The 21,579-nt window shown below is 69.6% G+C and carries 15 protein-coding genes and 1 pseudogene; 9 read left to right on the top strand and 7 right to left on the bottom strand.

Annotated features, from left to right (window positions below):
* Positions 1 to 25 precede the first annotated feature (25 nt).
* On the bottom strand, positions 26 to 1,120 hold the full coding sequence (locus tag ACZ6ZP_RS13585) for a DUF1611 domain-containing protein (RefSeq protein ID WP_469406818.1): 1,095 nt from the start codon (positions 1,118 to 1,120) through the stop codon (positions 26 to 28).
* 58 nt (positions 1,121 to 1,178) lie between these two features.
* A complete protein-coding gene (locus tag ACZ6ZP_RS13580; RefSeq protein ID WP_469406817.1) occupies positions 1,179 to 2,420 on the bottom strand; it encodes an ATP-grasp domain-containing protein in 1,242 nt (413 codons plus the stop codon).
* A gap of 589 nt (positions 2,421 to 3,009) precedes the next feature.
* On the opposite strand from ACZ6ZP_RS13580, the gene ACZ6ZP_RS13575 reads away from it, so the two are divergent.
* The 4 genes from ACZ6ZP_RS13575 to ACZ6ZP_RS13560 all read left to right on the top strand — a co-directional run bounded on the left by ACZ6ZP_RS13575 (position 3,010) and on the right by ACZ6ZP_RS13560 (position 7,715).
* Positions 3,010 to 3,456, top strand: a complete 447-nt coding sequence (locus ACZ6ZP_RS13575) for a flavin reductase family protein (protein ID WP_366461704.1) — start codon at positions 3,010 to 3,012, stop codon at positions 3,454 to 3,456.
* A gap of 331 nt (positions 3,457 to 3,787) precedes the next feature.
* Complete coding sequence (gene aroA / locus ACZ6ZP_RS13570) at positions 3,788 to 5,137, top strand: 3-phosphoshikimate 1-carboxyvinyltransferase (protein WP_469406815.1); 1,350 nt, start codon at positions 3,788 to 3,790, stop codon at positions 5,135 to 5,137.
* 216 nt (positions 5,138 to 5,353) lie between these two features.
* On the top strand, positions 5,354 to 6,421 hold the full coding sequence (gene hisC / locus ACZ6ZP_RS13565; RefSeq protein WP_469406814.1) for a histidinol-phosphate transaminase: 1,068 nt from the start codon (positions 5,354 to 5,356) through the stop codon (positions 6,419 to 6,421).
* 820 nt (positions 6,422 to 7,241) lie between these two features.
* A complete protein-coding gene (locus ACZ6ZP_RS13560) occupies positions 7,242 to 7,715 on the top strand; it encodes a response regulator transcription factor (protein WP_361464161.1) in 474 nt (157 codons plus the stop codon).
* A gap of 112 nt (positions 7,716 to 7,827) precedes the next feature.
* On the opposite strand, the gene ACZ6ZP_RS13555 is transcribed toward ACZ6ZP_RS13560, so the two are convergent.
* A complete protein-coding gene (locus ACZ6ZP_RS13555) occupies positions 7,828 to 8,187 on the bottom strand; it encodes a winged helix-turn-helix transcriptional regulator (RefSeq protein WP_351157125.1) in 360 nt (119 codons plus the stop codon).
* A 277-nt stretch (positions 8,188 to 8,464) separates the two neighbouring features.
* On the opposite strand from ACZ6ZP_RS13555, the gene ACZ6ZP_RS13550 reads away from it, so the two are divergent.
* On the top strand, positions 8,465 to 9,706 hold the full coding sequence (locus tag ACZ6ZP_RS13550) for an MFS transporter (protein ID WP_469406813.1): 1,242 nt from the start codon (positions 8,465 to 8,467) through the stop codon (positions 9,704 to 9,706).
* A gap of 92 nt (positions 9,707 to 9,798) precedes the next feature.
* On the opposite strand, the gene ACZ6ZP_RS13545 is transcribed toward ACZ6ZP_RS13550, so the two are convergent.
* Positions 9,799 to 10,680, bottom strand: a complete 882-nt coding sequence (locus tag ACZ6ZP_RS13545) for an SDR family oxidoreductase (protein ID WP_468613306.1) — start codon at positions 10,678 to 10,680, stop codon at positions 9,799 to 9,801.
* Between the two features lie 206 nt (positions 10,681 to 10,886).
* Positions 10,887 to 11,544: pseudogene (locus ACZ6ZP_RS13540) on the bottom strand (Orn/Lys/Arg family decarboxylase); the annotation flags it as partial.
* Between the two features lie 121 nt (positions 11,545 to 11,665).
* On the opposite strand from ACZ6ZP_RS13540, the gene ACZ6ZP_RS13535 reads away from it, so the two are divergent.
* From ACZ6ZP_RS13535 to ACZ6ZP_RS13525, 3 genes are all read left to right on the top strand, one after another.
* Entirely contained in the window at positions 11,666 to 13,165 is a 1,500-nt protein-coding gene (locus ACZ6ZP_RS13535; RefSeq protein WP_361464168.1) for a sensor histidine kinase, read from the top strand.
* Between the two features lie 12 nt (positions 13,166 to 13,177).
* Positions 13,178 to 13,822 (top strand): response regulator transcription factor, encoded by a 645-nt coding sequence (locus ACZ6ZP_RS13530; protein WP_351157136.1) that lies wholly within the window; start codon positions 13,178 to 13,180, stop codon positions 13,820 to 13,822.
* A gap of 169 nt (positions 13,823 to 13,991) precedes the next feature.
* Entirely contained in the window at positions 13,992 to 15,434 is a 1,443-nt protein-coding gene (locus ACZ6ZP_RS13525) for a PP2C family protein-serine/threonine phosphatase (protein WP_469406810.1), read from the top strand.
* 60 nt (positions 15,435 to 15,494) lie between these two features.
* Here ACZ6ZP_RS13525 and ACZ6ZP_RS13520 read toward each other — a convergent pair whose 3' ends face one another.
* Complete coding sequence (locus ACZ6ZP_RS13520; protein ID WP_351157140.1) at positions 15,495 to 16,994, bottom strand: DNA-binding protein NsdB; 1,500 nt, start codon at positions 16,992 to 16,994, stop codon at positions 15,495 to 15,497.
* A gap of 234 nt (positions 16,995 to 17,228) precedes the next feature.
* Here ACZ6ZP_RS13520 and ACZ6ZP_RS13515 point away from each other — a divergent pair, with 234 nt between their 5' ends.
* Positions 17,229 to 18,368 (top strand): aminoglycoside phosphotransferase family protein, encoded by a 1,140-nt coding sequence (locus ACZ6ZP_RS13515; protein ID WP_351157142.1) that lies wholly within the window; start codon positions 17,229 to 17,231, stop codon positions 18,366 to 18,368.
* Positions 18,369 to 18,446: 78 nt separating this feature from the next.
* Here ACZ6ZP_RS13515 and ACZ6ZP_RS13510 read toward each other — a convergent pair whose 3' ends face one another.
* Positions 18,447 to 21,569: a ThuA domain-containing protein gene (locus tag ACZ6ZP_RS13510; protein ID WP_469406807.1), complete on the bottom strand. Its 3,123-nt coding sequence runs from the start codon at positions 21,567 to 21,569 to the stop codon at positions 18,447 to 18,449.
* Positions 21,570 to 21,579 lie beyond the last annotated feature (10 nt).

The following is a 21,579-nucleotide window of genomic DNA, read 5'->3' as shown; positions in this document are numbered from 1 at the left end:
TCTCCTCGGAGTCCTGGGCCCGCCCTCAGTACTGGCGGATCAGTTGCCGGTCCGCGGTCTCGCGCTGGTGGGCGCGCAGGATGTCCACGAGCCGGGCGGCGCCGCCCGCACGGACCGGGTCGACGACCGGCAGTCCGGTATCGGCCTCGAGCTTCTCGGCCTCGCGGCGGTAGTCCTCCTCGGTGAAGCCGACGCTGTTGACGCTGACGGCGGCGACCTTGGCGGGCCGTTCGAAGACGGTGAGCTCCTCGTTCATGCGGATGAGCTCGGGGATGGGGATGATGGGCGTCTCCCAGGCCTTGGTCCGCTCGGCGCCGAGGCGGTGGCAGAAGACCAGGGCGTGCGGCAGGGCGCCGTGCAGGATGGCGAGGGCGACGCCGCTGAACCCGATGTGGTTGAGGGAACCCTGGCCCTCGACGACGACCCATTCCTTGCCGGCGGCGGCCTCCATCACGACGTGCTCGACCGCGCCGGCCATGAAGTCGCCGGGCACGCCGTCGACCGCGAGGCCGTGCCCGGAGATCAGCATGCCGCTCTGGCCGGTGGCGGCGAAGCCGGTGGGGATGCCGCTGCGGTTGGCCTCGTTCCAGATCTGCAGGGCGGCGGTCTTCTTGCCGATGTTGGAGTCGCTGCCGCACGTGTGGATGACCCAGGTGTCCAGGTCCAGGACGCGGGCCCTGTTGAGCGGCACGGCCGGGGAGTCCTTGGTCTCCCAGACGGTGATGCCCTTCTCACGGACGGCGCGGGCGATGTCCGGGTCGTCGGTGAGGCGGTAGTGGATCGAGTTGATCAGGTGGAGTCCGTTCCGGACGGCCGCTAGAAGGTGCGGCTTCCAGCCGGAGGGCAATTCGGCGGAGTGCAGGCCCTTGCCGACGACCATGACCTCGGGTCCCAGATTCACCGCCTGCTCGACGCGGCCGACGATCGGGATCGCGCCGCCGTAGCCGAGGACGTCCTGGACGGTGCGGCCGGCCTTGCGGCTGTCGATCACGGCGACGCAGCGGTCCCCGCGGTAGCGGATCAGTGAGGCGGCGATCTTGCTCGTGAAGAGGCCGAAGCACCCCTCGGCGAACAGCACGAAGTTCTTGTCGACCAGCTCCGCATGGTTCGACTGATCCACGTTTTCCTCCATAGACTCGACGGTTCGATTGCCGATGGCACGAGATGGTTCAGGCTCTTCAGGGGGCAGGCTCAGTCGTCAGGCGGTACTGCGCACGCGCCTGGCGCACGGCCTGCTCGATCTGCTCCTGGGTGCCACCCCGGAAAAGGAAGCGGCCGCCTTGGAGCGTGGCGTACGAGCCGGGCCGGGAGACCAGGACTTCGCCCGCCCTCGGCACCAACTCCCGGTACACGTACGGAACTTCACCCAGGAGCGAAGTGGCGGCGGTGACCTTCTGGGGCAGCGGCCTGGGACCTGGGACGATCAGCCAGCCGCCGCTCAGCTCCGGGTCGGGGACCGGCGGGTCCACCGGACGGCCGAGCAGCACGTCCACCCACAGCCGGAACAGATTCACGCCATGGACGTCGTGGATGACGTACGGCACGTCGGCGCCCGGCACCCGGGCTCCGACCTCCAGGAACACCAACTCGTCGCCGGTGTCGAAGAGTTCGAGATGGAAGGCGGAGCTCCGCAGGCCGAGCGCGGTCAGGCAGCCCACGGCGAAGTCCTCGCAGCGGCCGCGCACCGCGGGGTCCGTCTGGAGGACGGAGCCGAGCGGTTCGCCCTGGAGCTCGAAGTCCAGGCAGGTGGAGACGTAGCGGGAGGTACAGAGGAACAGCGGTTTGCCCGCCGCGTCCAGGACGCCGTCGACGTGCAGGATCTCGCCCCGTACGAACTCCTCGACCTCGAGGTCGTGCAGGCTCCGTTCGGCGCACAAGGCCCGCAGCTCCTCCGCCGAGGCGATCTCGCGCACACCCTGGCTGGACGCCCCGCGCACCGGCTTGACGACCACGGGGTAGCCGAACTCCTCGGCAGCCGCGAGGATCTGGTCCTCGGTGCGGCAGGACGCCCAACGGGGCACTCGGATACCGGCCCGCGACACCGTCTCCTTCATGACGGTCTTGTCGCGGAACCGGGAGGTTTCCTCGGGGCCCGGGCCCAGGATGCGGTACCGCTCGCGCAGCGTCGCCGCGAGGTCGAGGAGCATTTCGGAGAAGGCGATGACGTGGTCGAACGGGCCTTCGTCGCGAACGACGGCGTCGACGAGCCCCAGCACGCCGTCCAGGTCGCCGAAGTCCGTTACGACGTGGACCCGTTCGGCGTCGGCGGGCACTCCGCTGCGGCCGCCCTCGTCGCATATGTACGTGACGCGGTCGGTCTCCGGGCCAAAGACGATCTCGGGGGCGGCGAGGCGGTTCTCCCAGCGGCGCTCGTCCTCGTACAAGGGCCAGCGGGTCAAGAACAGGATGGCGCCGGACATGGAATTCGTCCTAACGGTTCACAGGATGCATGGATGTGCCCGGCCGGAGCGGCCGGTCAAAGGCGGCGACGGCGGGCCTTTTCGGAACCGGAGAATGAACCCGAACCTGAATCCCGGGAACGGCTCCCGACGCGTTGTTTCGCGCTGCCTCAGCCTGGCACGGGACCGGCCTGGTCAGAATAGGACCTAAGTCCCAGCGCCCCCGGGAGCGGGTGCGCGAGCAGTCGGGCACCCACTGTTGGGCGAGCTCGGCCAGAGTCTGCGGGGCACGTCGGCGCCATGGGCAGATGGACCTATTGCCCGTGCATCGCGCGGCACACAAAATTCCTATCGCGCCTCCACCGTCGGAGGAGGGCTGTCGTGCGCGCCAGGATGCTGTTCCCGAACTGCCGCCCGACATCGAAGCGCCGAACGGCGGGATGACATGTTCTCGCTCAACGGATATCGCCGTTGCCGCACACGGCTGGGACACGGCCCCGCGGACGGGCTTCGAAACCGGACCGAATTGCACGGGACAGGTGGTGGTGCTGCCGTGACGCAGAGCACACAGACCGTACGACGGGCGAGCTCCGAGGACTTCCGGGCCGCGATGGCCCGGTTCGCGGCCGGGGTCGTGGTGGTGACGACGCTGGGCGAGGGCGGGTTGCCCCGCGGCTTCACGGCGAGTTCGTTCTGTTCGGTGTCGCTGCACCCGCCGCTGGTCCTGGTCTGCCTGGCGAACTCGGCCGATTCCTTCGGGGCGTTCGCCTCCTGCGGGCACTTCGCGGTGAGCGTGCTGGGCCCCGAACACAGGCCGCTGGCAGAACGGTTCGCGACCAAAGGCGCCGACAAGTTCGCATCGGACGGTCTGTCCCGTACGCCCGGCGGACTGCCGGCCGTGGCGGGCGCGCTCGTCGAGCTGGACTGCGAGATGCATGCCCGGCATCCGGCTGGGGACCACACGATCCTGATCGGCCAGGTATCGGGCGCGCGCCTGGGCGAGGGCGCGAGGACCCCCATGGTCTATTACGAGAGGTCCTTCCGGTTCCTGGCCTGAGCGAGGGACAGCGGGCCCGGCGGAGCAGGAAATCCTGGCCCGCGACCCGCCACGGGGTATGTCCGGAGCATCTGGTGCCGGAAATGCCATGGGCAGATGGACCTATTGCCCGCGTCTCGCGCGGGACACAGAATTCATATCGCGCCCCCCCCCGTCGGAGGAGGGCTGTCGTGCGCGCCAGGATGCTTTCCTGCACCGCCGCCCCGACATCGAAGCGCCAAGCGGTGGGATGACATGTTCTCGCTCCGCGGACATCGCCGGCCCGGACGTCAAAGCGACATCGCTTGCACAGATATCAGACGGCGAATGATGTGAAACGGGAGATACGAGGATGCTGCTTCAGGTTGATCCGGTCGATTCCTTCGCCGGAACGTTCCGCGTCCCCTCTTCGAAACCGGAGACGCAACGGGCCATTCTGACCGGCACGCTGGCCGACGGCACGTCACGGGTTTTCAATGATCTCCGGTGCGACGAGACGGAGACCATGAAGAACGCCTGCCGTGCTTTCGGTGCCGAGATAACCGAGCACGACGGATTACTGGAGATCCATGGCATCGGACAGTCGCTCCCGCACATCCGGCGCGTCATCCAGTCCCGCGGCTCCGGCCTGGTGTTCCGCGTCGTGACGGCGCTGGCTTCCGTGCAGCTGTCGCCGGTCGTGGTGACGGGCGACGCGACCCTGCGCAACCGCGTGATGGAGCCGCTGCTGGAGGCCTTGCGCGAACTCGGCGCGGACATCGAGTCGATCGTCGGCGAGAACAAGGCTCCGATCGTCAACTGGGGACGCGGCCTGAAGGGCGGCACGTGCCGGCTGCCGGGCGACATCAGCTCGCAGTTCATCACCGCCATCCTGTTCGCCGCGCCGCTGGCCGACGGCCCGGTGGAAATCGAGGTGACGGGCGAGGTCTACTCCCAGTCGTACATCCGGCAGACGCTGGCGAGCCTGACCGACGCGGGTATCAAGGTCTCCGCGTCGGAAGACCTGCGTCACTACCAGGTGGAACCCTCCGCCTATCAGGCCCAGGACGTCACCATGCACGAGGACTACACCTCGGCCTCGTATCTGCTGGCCGCCGCCGCACTCTTCCCCGGCCGAACCGTCCTGACCAACGTGTACGGCGACAGCATGCAGGGCGAGTTCGCGATCGTCCCGATCCTGGAGCGGCTCGGGGTGAGCGTCACCTTCGACCGCGCCGCCTCGTCGCTGACCGTCGACAACCCGCCGGGCAGCCTGTGCGGCGCCTTCGAGGTGGATGTGCGGGACTGCCCCAACATCGTGCCCACGCTCGCCGCCATCGGGGCGTACGTGCAGGGCAGCCTGCGGGTGACGGGCGGACGCCTCACCCGCTTCCACAAGGCGTCACGCATCGAGGCCATGGCCGCCGAACTGACCCGCGCGGGCGTGGACATCGAGGTCCTGTACGACGACGGGATCTGCGACGGCTTCGAGGTCCGCGGCGCGCGGACGTACCCCGGCGGAGTGACGCTGTCCAGTTGGGGCGACCACCGCATCTTCATGTCGCTGTTCGTGGCAGGCCTGCGGATGCGGTCCGCCAACCGGTTCTCGGGCTTCGAGGACGTCCGGCTGTCCTTTCCCACGTTCCTGGAGGAGTTCGCCAGGGCAGGGGTACGGACCGCTGCCGTCGAGGAGGAGACCGCACCGGCTGGTGCCGTCGGCTGACCCTGCCCGCGGTGACCCCGGCGCCCCGCTGTGCCGCAGCGGCGCGCACGGCAGGACCCGAGAGGCGAGCGAGACGCGCAGTCGCCCCTGACAGAGGTGTCGGCGCGCGGGCTGGATCTCCTGCCCGCGCGCCCCGTCGCGACGCGTGGCTCCGGAGCCCTCGACGAACGCCCACGCGCCGTCGTCCGCTCGCCCCCCGCCCAGGAGGTGCCCTCGATGTCACCGACACCTGTCCCCCGGCTGCGCGCCGATGCCTCCGGGGTGCCTCGCTACGTCCCCGGCCGAGCCGCACCCAGCGACCTGGTGGACAAGTTGTCGTCGAACGAGAACCCCTATCCCCCGCTGCCGTCGGTCGTCGCCGCGATGCGCGAGGAGTTGGGGCGCGTCAACCGCTATCCCGATCCGACGAGCAGTGAACTGGTCACGGAGCTGTCCGAGGTTCTCGCGGTGCCCCCGGAGCACCTCGTGCCCGGCACCGGATCTCTTGGGGTCACCAGGGACCTGTTGCGCGCCGCGGCGGGCGAAGGGGACGAAGTGCTGTTCGCCTGGCGCTCGTTCGAGGCGTACCCGCTGCTCGTCTGGGCCACCGGGGCGACTGCCGTGCGGATTCCGCTGCATGACGAGCGGCACGATCTGGAGGCCATGGCCGACGCGGTGTCAGACCGCACGCGTCTGATCTTCGTGTGCAACCCCAACAACCCGACCGGCACGGCCGTGCGCCGCGGCGAGCTCGGGCGCTTCCTCGACCGGGTGCCCGGCCACGTGCTGGTGGTGCTCGACGAGGCGTACCGCGAGTTCGTCGACGACACCGATGTACCGGACGGCATCGCGCTCTACCGCGACCGTCCCAACGTCGCCGTTCTGCGCACCTTCTCCAAGGCGTACGGGCTGGCGCGGCTGCGCGTCGGTTACGCCGTCGCGCATCGGCCGGTCACCGCCGCGCTGCGGGCCTGCGCCGTGCCGTTCGGCGTCAGCGGACTCGCCCAGGCCGCCGCGCGGGCCTCGCTGAACGCGGGCTCCGAACTGCTGGGGCGGGTTCAGACCCTGGTGGCCGAACGCGCCCGGGTCACCCGCACTTTGCGGTCCTGGGGCTGGAGCGTTCCCGACAGCCAGGCCAACTTCGTCTGGCTGCGCCTCGGTTCGCGTACGCCGGCGTTCGCCGACGCGTGCGAGGCGGCGGGAGTCATGGTGCGCCCCTTCGGCGACGAGGGGGTGCGGATCACCATCGGCACTCCCGGGGAGAACGACCATCTGCTGAAGATCGCGGGCGCCTGGCGGGTGTAGGGCCCCCGCCGGCGGCGACGTCAAAAGCGTCATCTCGGCGAGGAATCCGCCGTCCAGATCGCTACGAATCCTCGACAGGGGCGCCGACAGCTTTGGACGGACCCCAGAATTCCGCCGACGACCTCGAATGGACCCCAGAATTCCGCCTCTTCTTTGGACGGACCCCAGAATTCCGTCGACGGATTTGGACAGATCCCGGAATTCCGTCGCCGTTTCCGCGCCACTCCGACCTTGAATGGGAGAGCGGTCCAAGATTCAACCGGGAAACACTAGCCAATTGCCCGAACAAGCCTGTAGCTTTTGAACCGCGCTTGAGCAGTTTCAGTACGGGACTCGAGCGTCAACAGGGACGCCGCCGTCGACCGGATGCGTGCCGCTTTCCAGTCGCACCGCTGACTCCTTGCGGCGTTCCCATTCTCGCCTATGAACGATCTGGCGTGCATACACGGGGGAGATTGCATTGCCGTCATGCCCACATATGCTTTCCATCGATCAGCCGGGCTCCGACGTTCATGACGAGATTTGCAGAACGAGGGTCGTCGACCCGGCAGAGGAAATCGATCACTCCTTGGCCCGGTCCCCGGGCGCCACGTCACGCCCGGCCCCTTCTCCCCCAGCACCCTCCCCGGCCGTCACACCGGCGTCCCGCACCCCTCGGCCCGCACGGCCCGGCTGGGCGAGACACCGGGCAGCCTGCCGCGCCCGACGCCTGTCAGGTGATCTGTCGGCGCTCATCACTCAGCACCGGGGGTGCCGCGCGCATGAAGTCCTTGGACATTTTTTCTTATGCCCTTCGGGAGAAGCAAGGAAGATGCAAGACGTGGAAGAATCACCGGCCGCGAAACTCACCTGCCGGGAGTTGGATGTACTCCGCCTGCTGGTCCTTGGGTTAAGCAACCGGCTCATCGCCCGACGGCTCGACATATCCGAGAAGACCGCGAAGAACCACCTCAGCAGCATATACATGAAGATCGGCGCCACCGATCGCACACAGGCCGCCCTCTACGCCCGGGACGTAGGCCTGATCGGCCCCGGGGAAGCGGCTCCGCCCGCTCCGGCGTTCACTCCCGTCCCCAAAGATGATGCGCCGCCCGCCGGCCCCACCCTCACCGCACGCGAACGAGGCGTACTCCGTCTGCTGGCCCGGGGTTTCAGCAATCGGCTCATCGCTCGGCATCTCGGCATATCCGAGAAGACCGTAAAGAATCACCTCAGCAGCATATACATGAAGATCGGCGCCACCCACCGCACTCAAGCCGCCCTCTACGCCCAATGCGTCGGCCTGACTTCCTGAGCGGCCCGCGGCTGAACCTTCCCTCCCAGGGCATCTCCCCGACCTCTCCCACATGGGGGGGGAGCCGGAGCAATGCGGTGCGGACGTCTTCACGCAGGCGGACGACTCGGCGTCAGAGAATCGGCTGCCGGGCGCGGGCCGCCTCGATGTCCGGGACATGCTCTTCGGCCCAGAGTCGTACGGCGCGGAGCGGGACGAGCAGAGAGCGGCCCAGCGGTGTCAGGGCGTACTCGACGCGAGGCGGGTTCTCGTCGAACTCCTGGCGGCTGATCAAACCGTCGGCTTCCAGGGAGCGCAGGGTCTCCGTCAGGACCTTCGGCGTGATGCCCCGGATGTGCCCCTTCAACTCGCTGAAGCGGCGCGGTCCGTCGTCGAGGGCGTTGACGACGAACACGGTCCAGCGGGCGCCGATGCGGTGCAGCACCGTGCGGCTCGGGCAGGTCGCTGCCATCACGTTGTACGCCTTGCCCATTGCGGCCCCCAGTTTCGTTGAAGGTACCGGTATCAAATCCATACCGTGGCACTCGATCCTACGAAAGGGAGCGAGGCGCACGGAACGGGACGGGGACGCCGTTGCCCTTGGGCGGCACCCCCGCAGTGCGGACCCTGAGCGCCGCCCAACTCGCCGGGCCTGGAGGCCTCGGCGCAGAGGGCACCCGAGCACACGCCATCCCCAGAGCCGGAAGGACGGCCAGTTGGACACCAGTAGGCAATGCCAGCAAAGCGAACGGACCGAGACCGCAGCCGCGATGGGCACCGAAGGAGGGTTACCGGCCTGGCTGATGGCCCGCGGGCTCATACCCGAGACGAGGCCCAAACGCGTCTTCGCCGCCGCGACCTTCGTCAACCAGATGGGCAAGGGCCTCTTCATCGCCGGGGCCGCGTTGTTCTTCACCCGCTCCGTGGGCCTCCCGGTCTCCCAGGTCGGATTCGCCCTGGGCGCCGCCGCCCTGATCGGGCTCGCCGCCGGTATCCCCGTGGGCCGCCTGGCCGACCGGCGCGGCCCGCGCGAGGTCTTCCGGCTCGCGGTCATCGTGCAGGCCCTCGCCGTGGCGGGACTGGTGTTCGTGCACTCCTTGCTCTCGCTCATCGCGTTCGTGTGCGTGGTCGAGCTCGCCACCTCGGCCGGTACGGCCGCCCGCGGCCCGCTGACCCGCACCCTGGGTGCCCCGAACCCCACCCGCTACCGCTCCTACCTGCGCGCCCTCAACAACATCGCCGTCGGCTGCGGAGCGCTCGCGGCCGGCGTCGCCGTCCAGTTGGACACCAGGACCGCGTACGTGAGCCTCCTCCTCGGCACCGCCGTCACGTTCCTCCTCTCCGCGGCGCTCTCCTCCCGCATTCCCTCCATTTCGCCGGTGGAGGCCCCGGCGGAGGGCAGCCGCTGGCCGGCCATGAAGGACAAGCCGTACGTGGTGCTCACCGCCCTGGACGGCCTCATGACCATCCAGAACCAGGTGCTGATCTTCGCCCTACCGCTGTGGATCATCGGGCACACCGACGCGCCGCGCTGGTTCGTCGGCGCGAGCGTGGCGGTCAACACGGCCCTCGTGGTCTGCCTACAGGTACGGGTCAGCCGCGGCGTCGACAACAACAAGGCGGCCGGCCGGGTAGCGCGCCGCGCGGGGGTGGCGTTCCTCCTCGCCACAGCCCTCATCGCGGCGGCGGGCGGCGCGCCCGGATGGGTCGCCGTGGTCGTCATCGTGCTCGGCGTGGTCGTCCACACGGTGGGCGAACTGTGGCACGCCGCCGCCTCGTTCGAGTTGTCCTTCGGCCTCGCCCCGGAGCACGCCCAGGGCCAGTACTCGGGCCTGTTCGCCATCGGCCAAGGTCTGTCCAACGCGGTCGGCCCGCCGCTGCTCGGCCTCCTCTGCATCGGCTGGGGCGAGCCGGGCTGGCTCGTCGTGGGAGCTCTCCTCCTCGTCGTCGGCCAGTTCATACCGCTCGTCGTGAACTGGTCCGACCGCACACGCGCGCACAGCCCTGGCTGAGCACAACGCGACGCGCCTGCCCGCTCGATACGTCCATTGCCCTGCGACGGGGGCAAGGGAGCAGCGGGGCCAAGGAAAAGGAAACGGCAGGATCAAGGGAGCGGCGTGCCCCCGGTGGCGTTCATGATCTCGGCGGTGATGAAGCTCGCGTGCTCCGAGGCCAGGAACACGTACGCGGGCGCCATCTCCGCGGGCTGGGCCGGTCGGCCCATCGGGGCCTGCTTCCCGAACTCCTGGGTGTCCGGCATCGTGGCCGGGATCAGCGGCGTCCACACCGGCCCCGGAGCGACGGCGTTGACGCGGATTCCGTCGTCGACCAGCATCTGCGCGAGGCCTTGGGTGAAGGTGACGATGGCGCCCTTGGTCATGGCGTAGTCGAGCAGGTGAGGGCTTGGTTTGTACGCCTGGACCGACGTGGTGTTGATGATCGACCCGCCTGACGGAATGTGCGGCACGGCCATCTTGCACAGCCAGAACATGCCGTACAGGTTCGTGCGCACGACGCGGTCGAACTGCTCCGTGGAAATGTCCGCGATGCCCTGCGGCTGGGACATCTGGTACGCGGCGTTGTTCACCAGTACATCGATGCGCCCGAACTCCGTCACGGCCCGCTCGACGAGCCGACGGCACTGTTCCTCCTCTCGGATGTCGCACGGCACGGCCAGACCGCGGCGCCCTGCCTTCTCGACGAGGCGAGTCGTCTCGCGGGCGTCCTCCGCCTCCGCGGGCAGGTAGGTGAACAGGACGTCCGCGCCCTCCCGTGCGTAGGCGAGAGCAACGGCCCGGCCGATGCCGGAGTCCCCGCCGGTCACGACCGCCGCCCGGTCCTTCAGCAGTCCGCTCCCCCGGTAGGACTCCTCTCCGTGGTCGGGAGGCGGGTCCATCGGGCCGCTCCAGCCCGGCGGCGCCTGGTCCTGCTGAGCGAACTCCGGCTGCGGATGCTTCGTCGTCGGGTCCTGCGGGGTGTCACCCATCGTTGCTCTTCCTTCCTCGGGTCCACTCTCTCCAGCCTGCTCCGCACCTCGCGGAGGCGCGAACGCCGGAGATCGCCCACGTCGTACGACCTGCGTGGGCTCCGGCCATCGGAGTACCGGGTGTTCCGCGGACCGCGGTCCCACACATGCGGGAGCAGAGCAATACGCGCCGGAGAGGCACCGGGGCGGTTGGCCTCGCTGACCGGTCAGTCGGCGCCCACGTCGTGCACGGACACGCGGATGGTGCCGATGGTGCTGTCGGCGGCATCGGGAATCAGCATCCCCGCGCCCGCACCGGTCCGCAGGTAGTCCACCATTTCCTGGTTGAGCCGTTCCCCGGGGAGGGCCACAGGAATGCCTGGAGGGTAGGGCGTGAGCATCTCGGCGCAGGTCCTGCCGACTGCCTGGTCCACGGGGATCTGCTCGACCTCACCGAAGAAGGCGTCCCGCGGAAGGGTCACCTGCCGAAGACGGAGGTCGCCGGGGTCCGGGATGCGGATCTCCGGGGCAGGCGGCAGCTCGTCCGAGTGGGCCGATCTGGAAGGGGTCCAGGTCGAAGGCGCGTCCGTCGCCGCAGAAGTCATCCCGGTCGTTGACGTGCAGGCCCTCGATGCCTTCGATGTCCGCTCGCACGCGACGCGCCCGCGAAAGAGCGTCGTCCAGAAGCTCTCGGCCCTGCTCCACCATCTGGCGGCGCCACCCATCGAGGGCAGCGTAGATGAGCACCGAGGGGCTGGTGGTGTCCAGCAGGTCGGCGCGGGCGGCGAGGGTCTGTGCCGTGACCAGGTCGCCCTGCAGGTGAAAGACCGATCCCTGTTCGAGCCCGGCACCCATCTTGTGGACCGAGGTCACGCAGACGTCAGCTCTTCACCTCGCTTAAGGCTAGGGGGAGTTGGTGCAGGACGCGCGGATCGAGGTGGCACGCTGGCCCGCCGTGCCGCCTGACAGGACCCCTGACAGGTCCCCTGACAGGACAATGGACACCATGCGCGTCACCCGCCCGAAGGCTTCCGCCATCACGATCGACACCACGGTCGCCGCCAAAGCGCCCACCACCACCTCCGTTACGCCGGTGCACCCCGGGACGGCGACGGGCACGCGAGGGGCGCGCGTGCTCGCGCGAGCCGTGGGGCGCGCCCCGTTCACGCGGCGGGCGTGGGCCGAAGTCGCGTACTGCCTGGTCGCGGTCCCGCTGGGCCTCGCGGGCGGGGTGCTGCTCGCGGTGGCGCTGGCCCTGGGCGCGGGGTTCACCGTGTCGGTGGTGCTTGCCGTGCTCGGTGCGCTGCTGTTCGTCACGGGGCTCCAGCTGGCCCGCGCGCTGGGCGCCGCCCACCGTCGCCTCGCCGCCCTGTTCCTGGGGGACGAGACGCCCGCGCCGCCGCGACTGCGCCCGAGAGGACGGCTGGTCAGCCGTCTCGACGCCCGGCTGTGGGACGGGACGGGCTGGCGGTCGGCCGCCTATGTGCTGGTCAAGCTGCCGGTCAGCTGTCTGGAGGCGTACGCCGTCCTCTGGTGGTTCACGGGGCTGGTCGATGCCACCGCGCCGCTGCGGTGGACGGTGTTCGGGCAGCACCCTGAACCCGGCTCCCCCGACGGCATGATGGTGCTGACGCCGCTTCCCTTCGGCGGTCCGGACGCGGACACCTTCGCCGGTACGTTCCTCGCGGTCGCCATCGGTGTGGGCACCCTGCTCTGCGCGCCCTGGGTGACCCGGCTGGCGACCGAGGCCGACCGCCGGCTCGTCGGGACCCTGCTCGGGCCCGGCCAACTGGCCGATCGTGTCCGTGACTTGGAAGAGACGCGGGCGCTCGCCGTGGACGACTCGGTGGCGCTGCTCCGGCGCGTCGAGCGCGATCTGCACGACGGGGCCCAGGTCCGCCTCGTCGCGGTGGCGATGAGCCTCGACATGATCAGACAGCGGCTCGACGAGAGCAAGAGCGAGAACGAGGGCGGGGGCGCTGGCACCGGGGACGGCCGGGGCGGCGGGCCACGCAGCGGATCGCTGGATCTGGACGTCGTCCGGCTCCGTCAACTCGTCGACGGGGCGCACCACAACGCCACCGAGGCCCTCGCCGAACTGCGCGACCTGGCCCGCGGCATCCACCCCCCGGTCCTCGACGACGGGCTGCCGGACGCGCTCGCCACGCTCACCGCGCGCAGCAGCGTCCCGGTCGACCTGGTGACGGACATACCGGAGCGCCCGACCCCGGCCATCGAGACCATCGCGTACTTCTGCGCCGCCGAGCTGCTGGCGAACGTCATCAAGCACAGCGGGGCCCGGCGGGCCGCCATCACGGTGGCACGGCTGGACGGCCGGCTGCTGCTGCGGGTCGGTGACGACGGGCACGGTGGCGCGGACGCCGCGGCGGGGAGCGGACTGACAGGACTCCTGCAACGCGTACGTACGGTCGACGGGCGGATGGATGTCGAAAGTCCCGAGGGCGGGCCGACGGCGGTCACCGTCGAGCTGCCGCTGCACGCGTGAGAGCATTCCGCCATGCGCGTCGTGATCGCTGAGGATGCCGCCGTACTGCGGGAGTTGCTGGGGCAGATGCTCGCGGAGCGCGGGCACGAGGTCTGTGCGTCGGTGAGCGACGCGGACGCCTTGCGTGCCGCGGTCGCCGAGCATCGCCCGGACGTCTCGGTGACCGACATCCGGATGCCGCCGACGCACACGGACGAAGGGCTGCGTGCGGCCATCGACATCCGCCGCGACCACCCCGGCACGGGGGTGCTGCTCTTCTCCCAGTACGTGGAGACGAAGTACGCCACCCGGCTGCTGGCCGCGGGTTCGGCGGGCGTCGGCTATCTGCTCAAGGACCGCGTCGCGAACACCGCGGAGTTCACCGACGCCCTGGAGCGGGTGGCCGCGGGCGGCACGGCGCTGGACCCCGAGGTCGTCACGCAGCTGGCCGGGGCCGGGCGCCGCGCGCAGGAGCTCGCGCCGCTCACCGAGCGCGAGCGGGAGGTGCTCTCGCTGATGGCCGAGGGTCGGTCCAACGCGGCGATCGCGCAGGCCCTGGTGGTCTCCGCGGGCACCGTGGAGAAGCATGTGGCCGCCGTCTTCGACAAGCTCGGACTGCCCGCGTCACATGACCACAACCGCCGTGTTCTGGCTGTTGTCCGCTACTTGCGCGGGTGATCGGCGGCGTGCTTCCGGAACGCACTGCTCCGAAGGACATAGGCATATGCCAGAAGCATGACCGCGTCGTGTGTTGCCAAATCCCTTACGAGCCACCCCCGGCTGTGCGAAAGTCATTAGCGGTCCATCCCGCCCGTTTGGTCGCACCGCATCCTCAACGGAGCACCTCATGCCGTCCCATGTCTTCGCGGACCGCCCTTCCGCCCAGCCGCCCGAGCGCGGCTCGGTCGAAGCGCTGATCACGCAGACGCGTCGGCTCCGCGGCGAGGTCGACGCCGTGCGCCGTGGCACCGGGGCCGACGGCGGCGACCCGCAGGAGCGCTGGCAGCGCGCCCTGTGCGACCTGGCGGTCCATCAGCTCAACGACCTGGACGACCACCTGGCGCAGTTACGGGACGGGCCCGTGCCGCCTGCCGTGGAGCCCTGCGCTCCGGCCGTGCCCGCACCGCTCGAACCGCAGCGCGGCTCCCTGCTCAGCCGGGTCGGCAGCGCGGAGTGGAACCTCCTGAGCGACGAGGCGAGTTGGTCGGGCGAGCTGTACCAGATCCTCGGGCGGGACCCGCAGGCTCCCCCGCTCTCCCTCGACGAGCTGCCCTCCCTGGTGCACGTCGACGACCAGCCGATGCTGACGGCCATGGTCACGGACTGCCTGATCGACGGAAAGCCGATCGACGGCGAGTTCCGCATCGTGCGCCACGACGGCGGCGTGCGACAGGTGCACATGATGGGCGAGCCCGTGCTCGCCGCCGACGGCAGCACCGCCTCGATGTGGGCGGTCTTGCGGGACGTCAGCGAGCTGCGCCGCAGCCAGCGAGTGGTGCGCGAGACCCGTGACTCGCTGCAGCGCCAGCGGCACATCGCGCAGACAGAGCACCGGCTCGCGGTCGAACTGCAGGAGGCCGTGCTGCCGCCGTGGCGCGGCTCCCTGCGGTTCCCGCAGGGCGGACCCGCGGCGCTCGACCTCGCCGCGCACTACCTCCCCTCCTCGACGAGCGCCCTGATCGGCGGTGACTGGTACGACGCGATGGAACTGCCCGACGGCCAGTTCCTGCTCAGCATCGGCGACCTCACGGGGCACGGCGTCACCGTCACGTCCGGCATGGCGATGCTGCTCGGCGCGGTGCGCGGCATGGCGGTCGCCGGAGTCCGGCCGGGCCAACTGATGGGCTGGCTCAACCAGTTACTGGACACGACCGCGCAACCGGCCCTCGGCAGCTCCGTCTGCTGTCAGTACACCCCGGCCACCCGCACCCTCACCTGGGCGCAGGCGGGCCACCCCGCCCCGCTGCTGTTCCGCGACGGGACGGGGCGCGCGCTGACGCCACCGGGCGGCGTGATCCTCGGAGCGACCTCCGGCGCCACGTACGAGCAGGCCGAAGAGCAACTCCAGCCCGGCGACCTGCTGTTGCTGCACACCGATGGACTGGTCCCCCGGCGCACCAGGGACGCGGCCACGAGCCGGCTGCTCGGGCTCGCGCCACGGTTCACGGGCACGACGGATTCGACGGACACGCGAAGTGCGCAGGACTGTGTTCGGACGGTCGTCGAAGAGTTCGGCGTGGCCCCACGTGAGGACGACGCCTGCCTGCTGATCGCACGGGTCCATTCCTGACCCGCTTGACCCGCTCTGAACGAACCCCCGCCTGGCTCCTGAACGAACCCCCGCCGGGCCCTACGCCTGGATGCGGTTGACACCTCCGGTCTTGGCCGCCGCCTTGGGCAGCGCCATCTTGATCTCCTCACGCAGGTCCTGGATCTTGGCGTGGTCCGAGTACTGAGCCGTCAGGCGGTACATCTCGCGCAGCCGGTCCCACGTGCGGTGCGAGGAGTTCGACCCCATCGAGACCAGCGCCAGCCGTGCGTACCGGTCGGCCTGTTCCGGGTCGTCGCCGATGAAGCAGGCCGACGCCAGCGAGATGTAGTCGAAGATCTGCGAACGGTCGCGGCCCTTGGACCGCAGGTCGATCGCCTCCTTGGCGTGGCGCTGGGCGGTGTTGGCGGCGGTCGCGTCGTGATCGGCGAGGGTGCGGAAGGCCAGGGCCTGCATGCCGTGCATGTCCGCCTCGTCGAACATCTGCATCCAACTGGGCGGTGGCACGTCCCCCTTGTCGGAGACGAACAGGTCCTCGGCGATGCCGAGCGTGCGGCGCATCGCCTGGCCCTTGCCCATGGATGCCTGTGCCCAGGCCTCGATGGTGTAGAGCATGGCCTGCGTGCGCGGCAGCATCTCCTCGCCCGATCCCGACTGGGCGAGCTTCATGAGGTCCAGCGCGTCGTCGGGACGCCCCAGATGCACCATCTGGCGCGCGGCCCTGGACAGGGCCTCACCGGCGCGCGGCCGGTCGCCGCCCTCGCGGGCCGCGTGCGCGGCGATCACGAAGTACTTCTGAGCCGTGGGCTCCAGGCCGACGTCGTGCGACATCCAGCCCGCGAGGACGGCGAGATTGGCAGCGACGCCCCACAGGCGTCGCTGGAGATGGTCGGGGTGTCGGTAGGCGAGCATGCCGCCCACTTCGTTGAGCTGTCCCACCACAGCCTTGCGCTGCAGCCCGCCGCCGCGGGCCGCGTCCCAGGCCCGGAACACCTCGACGGACGTCTCCAGTTCCTCGATCTCCTGCGACCCGATGGGGGCGGCCTCATAGCGGTCGAACCCAGCGGGGTCGGCGTGCAGGGGATGGTTGGTACGGGGAGCGTCGGCAACGAGGGCCGGATCGGTGTGCAGCCAGTCGTGCATGGCGCTGCTGAGTGCGGAGCCGGCGGCGAGCGCGGCACCCGCGCCCACCAAGCCGCGTCGGTTGAGCATGAGGTCCATTCCCGTGAATTCGGTGAGGACCGCGGCTGTCCGTTCGGGCGCCCACGGCATGCCGTCGGGGTTCTCCACACTCCCGTCGTCACGCCGTTTCCCCACGCGCCCGTGCCGGACCAGACCAAGATCCTCAATGGTCACGACACGGCCGAGACGCTCGGTGAACAGAGCCGCCAAAACCCTGGGCACGGGATCGCGGGGGATTTCCCCCATGTCGATCCAACGCCGTACCCGCGAGGTGTCGGTGGCCAGTTGCGGATGGCCCATGGCCGCCGCCTGCCGGTTCACCAGTCTCGCGAGTTCCCCTTTGGACCAGCCTGCCAGGCCGAACAGGTCCGACAGTCGGGTGTTGGGTTGTCCGTTCACGTCAAGCCCCCAGGTTCTCGGCTGAGTTGACAGTAACCCTCTGTCAGTTGCTGAGCGACTATTCGCCAGGGTTCGCCAGGGTGCGCCACATGGTGTGCCAGGGGACGCCGGGTGTCAGGTAGGAAAGCGCCACCCCGACCCGGCCCACCGCGGGACATTCCCCAGGGTGCTCCCCAGGGGGCCGGGGCGGGAGGCGCAGCAATTCGCTGGCACACGAAGGGATCTGTATCGCCCATGTACACAGCATCGTCCTCCGTGTCCGCCCCGCCCCGGCCGCTGCACAGCCGACAGCCGGGCAGCGGCCCGTATCTGGAGCCCGCGCGCCCCGCGGCCGGGTCGCTCGGCGCCGGCCGAACGCGACGCGTTCCGGGGCCCGGCACGCAACCGCTCAGCGGGAGACTCGACTTGTCAGGCCCCCAGGGGGCGCAACTGCGCACCGCGATCGCCTCGGTGCACCGGATCTGTCCCGAGTTCAATCCGGTACAGGTGCTCCGCCGCAGCGGACGCACCGTACTGATCGTGGGGACCACAGGACGCAGCACCGCGATCGCCAAGTGTTTACTCGACCACTCGCCCGTCTGGACCGAGCGCATCCGGCACGAAATAGCTGCCTACCGCTCGTTCGTCCGGCACCGTCCTCCGGTCCGGGCCCCGCGGCTGATCGCCGCGGACCCCGAGGACTGCACGCTGGTGATCGAGCGCATGCAGGGACGCGTCGCCGCGCTGTCCCGCCACCCCGTGGAGCCGCCGCCACGCGCGGACGTGCGGTTGGCGCTCAACGCGATCCGCCACCTCAACCGGTGGCGTCCGCCGCAGGAGTTGTTCGGCAGGCCCATGGACTACGGCAAGCGGATCTCCCGCTTCCATGAGCTGGGCCTGCTCACCGACCGGGACCTGGGCGACCTCCAGAAGCTTCTGCACGGCATCGCGCACTCGGCCGGGCAGCACGGCACCTGGCAGTTCTGCCACGGCGACGCGCTGCTCTCGAACATCCTGCTGTCCCCCGCCGGTCCGGTGTTCGTGGACTGGGAGCACGCGGGCTGGTACCTGCCGGGCTACGACCTGGCGACGCTGTGGTCGGTGCTCGGTGACGCGCCGGTGGCACGCCGCGAGATCAGCCAGCTGGCGCAGGAGCAGGGCCCGGCCGCGCGTGACGCGTTCCTGGTCAACCTGATGCTGGTGCTGACCCGGGAGATCCGTACGTACGAGATGGCCGTGCAGCGCTCGATGCACGACGCGGCCCCGGCGGCACCGGGACCGGCCCACCCCGGTGCCGCGCCGTCCGGTGAGGAACAGCGGCTGTTGCTGAGGCGGCTGCACGACGACTGCCAGCTGGCCCGTCGGGCCGTGCGTGCGGCGGTCGGTACTCGCTGACGGGGATGAAGGTCCGCGGTACGCCTTGGACAGCGGCGTACTGCGGACCTTCGTATGCCCCCGGCGACTTCCGGGCGACTATGACGTGGTGAACTGCACCGCGTCTACGTCAAAGGAATTGTTCTGTGGCGACTTGAAGACCACGTACAGCTTGTGGGTGCCGGCCAGGGCTTCGACCGGCACGTCGGGTGTGGCCTGATAGGTGTCCCAGCCCCCGGTGTTGGGCACGGGTGTCGTGGCGAGCAGTTTGCCGTCCGGAGCGTCCGCGCGCAGTTCGATCGAGCCGACACCGTAGGGCGAGGACAGCTTGTAGCCGACCTTGCCGACGCCTTCGACGCTCATCGGGCTGTAGGCGATCCAGTCGCCGTCGCTGATGTCGCCGATGCGCTTGCCGTTCTCGGCGCCTTCCTGGGAGACGATGCGGGTGCCCGACTGGTCGTCGTGGTACTCCGCCTGCTTGTGCTTGGGGTGCATGACGGAGCGGCCGTAGCCGGTGAGGGCGCTGACGCCGTCGCCGCCCTTGTCGGTGTACTTCGCGTTCAGGACGTAGGTGAGGTCGGCGCCCTCGGGGTGGCCTCCCAGGTCACCGGTGTCCACGGTGCCCTCGCAGCCGGGGATGTCGGTGGTGGGGTGCTCGTGGTCGTCGTGGCCGAGCGCCGGGTTGACGGTGACCTTGGAGCAGTCGATCGTGCCGTCCTCGGGGTCGGTGACCGTGACCTTGTAGGGGATCTTGTCGCCGAACTCGATGAGCTTGCCGTCGACCGGGGTCTCGACCTTGACCTTGGGCGCCGTGTTGCCCGCCGTGACGGGAACGTTGGCGTAGCCCGACTGGCCGGTGGAGTCGGTGACCTTCAGCTGGGCGTTGAAGTCTCCCTTGGTCTCGTACGTGTGGGAGGGGCTGGCCTCGGTCGAGTCGTAGGTGCCGTCCCCGTTGAAGTCCCAGGCGAAGGTGAGCGGATCGCCGTCCGGGTCCTTGCTGCCCTCGCTGGAGAAGTCGACCTTCAGCGGGACGGGGCCGTTGGTGGCGGACGCCTTGGCCTGGGCGAGCGGGGTGCGCCGGCCCTGGGCGTAGTCGATGCGGTAGAGCCCGGAGTCGTTGTTGCCGCCGCCGAACTCGCTGCCCCACTCCAGGACGTACAGCGAGCCGTCGGGCCCGAAGGTCATGTCCATGGGCTTGGCGAACTTGGCCGACTTCAGGAAGTCGTTGATCTTCAGGAGCTTGCCGTCCTTGTCGAAGCGGATCTCCTTGACCGAGTCGCGGGCCCACTCGTAGAAGAAGCCGGCGCCCTCGAAGTAGGCGGGGAACTTCGTCTTGGAGGGGTTCTTGGCGTCGTAGTGGTAGACGGGTCCGCTCATCGGCGCCGAGCCGCCCGCGCCCATCTCCGGGAACTCCTTGGACGCGCCGTAGCCGTACCAGATCTCCGGCTGCTGGAGCGTCGGCAGGTCCTTGAGGCCGGTGTTGTTCGGCGAGGGGTTGGTGGGTTTGGCGCAGTCGAACTTGGCGCCGACCTCCTGGGTGTCGGGGTTGTAGGGGGCGTACGCCTGGTTGTTGCCGTGACAGAAGGGCCAGCCGAAGTTGCCCGCCTTCTTGATGACGTTGTACTCGACCAGGCCTTCCGGGCCGCGGTTGGTCTCGGGGGCGCCGCGGTCGGGGCCGTAGTCGGAGGCGTGCACGTAGCCCGTCTTGGGGTCGACGGTGAAGCGGAAGGGGTTGCGGAAGCCCATCGCGTAGATCTCGGGGCGGGTCTTCGCGGTGCCCTTGGCGAAGAGGTTGCCCCGGGGGATGGTGTAGCCGCCCTTGTCCGTGGGCTTGATGCGCAGGATCTTGCCGCGCAGGTCGTTGGTGTTGCCCGCGGTGCGGGCGGCGTCCAGCATCTGCTTGCCCGGGCGCCAGTCGAGCGGGGCGTAGCCCTGCCAGTCGGGATCGAGGTTGGGCGGGACGTCGTCGCCGACGCCGAGGTAGAGCGTGCGGTTCGGGCCGAACTCGACGGCGCCGCCGGTGTGTCCGGGTTCGGGGAAGGTCCGGTCGCGGTAGGCGGGGACGTCCAGGAGCTTCTTCTCGCTGGCGAGGTCGAGGGTGTTGTCGGCCTTGACGGTGAAGCGGGAGAGGCGGTTGACGTCGTCCGTGGCCTTGGCGGGCGCGTAGTAGAGGTAGATCCAGCGGTTGGTGGCGAACTTGGGGTCGAGTTCCATGCCGACGAGGCCGTCCTCGCCGCCGGTGTAGACGTCGAGCTTGCCGGCCGTGGAGGTGGAGTGGCTCTTCGGGTCGAAGATCTTCACCTCGCCGCTGCGCTGGACGTAGAAGACCTTGCCGTCCTTGGCGACGTCCAGCTCCATCGGGTCGGCGGTGTTGTCGTCGAGCGCGGTCTTCTCGTAACCGGACCAGACCGTGCCGCCGCAGTCGCCGGGCTTGTTGCCCGCGGCCCACTCGATGCCGCCGAGCACGTGCTCGCGGAAGGCGGGCTCGGTGTACGAGGCCTTGTCGTGGCCCATGGCGGTGGCCCAGACCTTGCCGCCCTCGGCGTTGCGGCACCAGGAGATGGGGTGGTCGGCCCCCATCTTGGAGCCGCCCGGGTCGTACGTGGTCTCGTCGGCGGTGACCAGGACGTGCACGTCACCGCGGGGATTCTTGTCGAAGTTGTACCACTCCTCGGGGCGCTCCCAACGTTCGGGAAGGCCCTTGGTGGAGGGGTGCGCGCGGTCGGCGACCTTGGCGGTGCCCTTCAGGACGCCCGGTGAGTGGGCGGGCATGTGGGCACCGGCGTTGATGAGGTCGTCCCACCAGGGGAAGGAGTCCTCGACGCCCATGTCGAGCGTGTTGTGCAGGGCGACGACTCCCTTGCCGCTCTTGACGTACTTCTTCATGGCGTCGCGCTGGGCTTCGGTGTCCCAGACCATGCCGGAGTTCTGCAGCATGATGACGACGTCGAAGTCCTTGAGCTTCTCGTCGTCGAAGACTGTCGCGTCGGCCGTCTCGACGACCTCGAAGTTCTCCGCCGCGGCCTGCTCCTTGACCATCTGGATGCCGGCCGGGATGGAGTCGTGGACGTAGCCGACGGCCTTGGTGAAGAGCAGCGCGCGGAAGGCGGGGGCCTTGTCGGCGGCGCTCGACGTGGCGGGCAGGAACCCGACCGCGAGCAGCAGCGCCGTCACCAGGGCGAGCACCGCTCTTCGTACACCTCTCGCGTCGCGCAGTCTCATGTCACGTTCA

It is taken from the genome of Streptomyces sp. NPDC054047 (assembly GCF_055585065.1).
This window is presented reverse-complemented; position numbering and strand designations above follow the sequence as displayed.

Coding starts and splice junctions, on each gene's coding strand:
- hisC (WP_469406814.1), top strand. CDS start 5,354: ATGTCACCGACACCTGTCCCCCGGCTGCGCGCCGATGCCTCCGGGGTG.
- ACZ6ZP_RS13525 (WP_469406810.1), top strand. CDS start 13,992: ATGCCGTCCCATGTCTTCGCGGACCGCCCTTCCGCCCAGCCGCCCGAG.
- ACZ6ZP_RS13530 (WP_351157136.1), top strand. CDS start 13,178: ATGCGCGTCGTGATCGCTGAGGATGCCGCCGTACTGCGGGAGTTGCTG.
- ACZ6ZP_RS13550 (WP_469406813.1), top strand. CDS start 8,465: ATGGGCACCGAAGGAGGGTTACCGGCCTGGCTGATGGCCCGCGGGCTC.
- ACZ6ZP_RS13535 (WP_361464168.1), top strand. CDS start 11,666: ATGCGCGTCACCCGCCCGAAGGCTTCCGCCATCACGATCGACACCACG.
- ACZ6ZP_RS13545 (WP_468613306.1), bottom strand. CDS start 10,680: ATGGGTGACACCCCGCAGGACCCGACGACGAAGCATCCGCAGCCGGAG.
- aroA (WP_469406815.1), top strand. CDS start 3,788: ATGCTGCTTCAGGTTGATCCGGTCGATTCCTTCGCCGGAACGTTCCGC.
- ACZ6ZP_RS13510 (WP_469406807.1), bottom strand. CDS start 21,569: ATGAGACTGCGCGACGCGAGAGGTGTACGAAGAGCGGTGCTCGCCCTG.
- ACZ6ZP_RS13580 (WP_469406817.1), bottom strand. CDS start 2,420: ATGTCCGGCGCCATCCTGTTCTTGACCCGCTGGCCCTTGTACGAGGAC.
- ACZ6ZP_RS13575 (WP_366461704.1), top strand. CDS start 3,010: ATGGCCCGGTTCGCGGCCGGGGTCGTGGTGGTGACGACGCTGGGCGAG.
- ACZ6ZP_RS13555 (WP_351157125.1), bottom strand. CDS start 8,187: ATGGGCAAGGCGTACAACGTGATGGCAGCGACCTGCCCGAGCCGCACG.
- ACZ6ZP_RS13515 (WP_351157142.1), top strand. CDS start 17,229: ATGTACACAGCATCGTCCTCCGTGTCCGCCCCGCCCCGGCCGCTGCAC.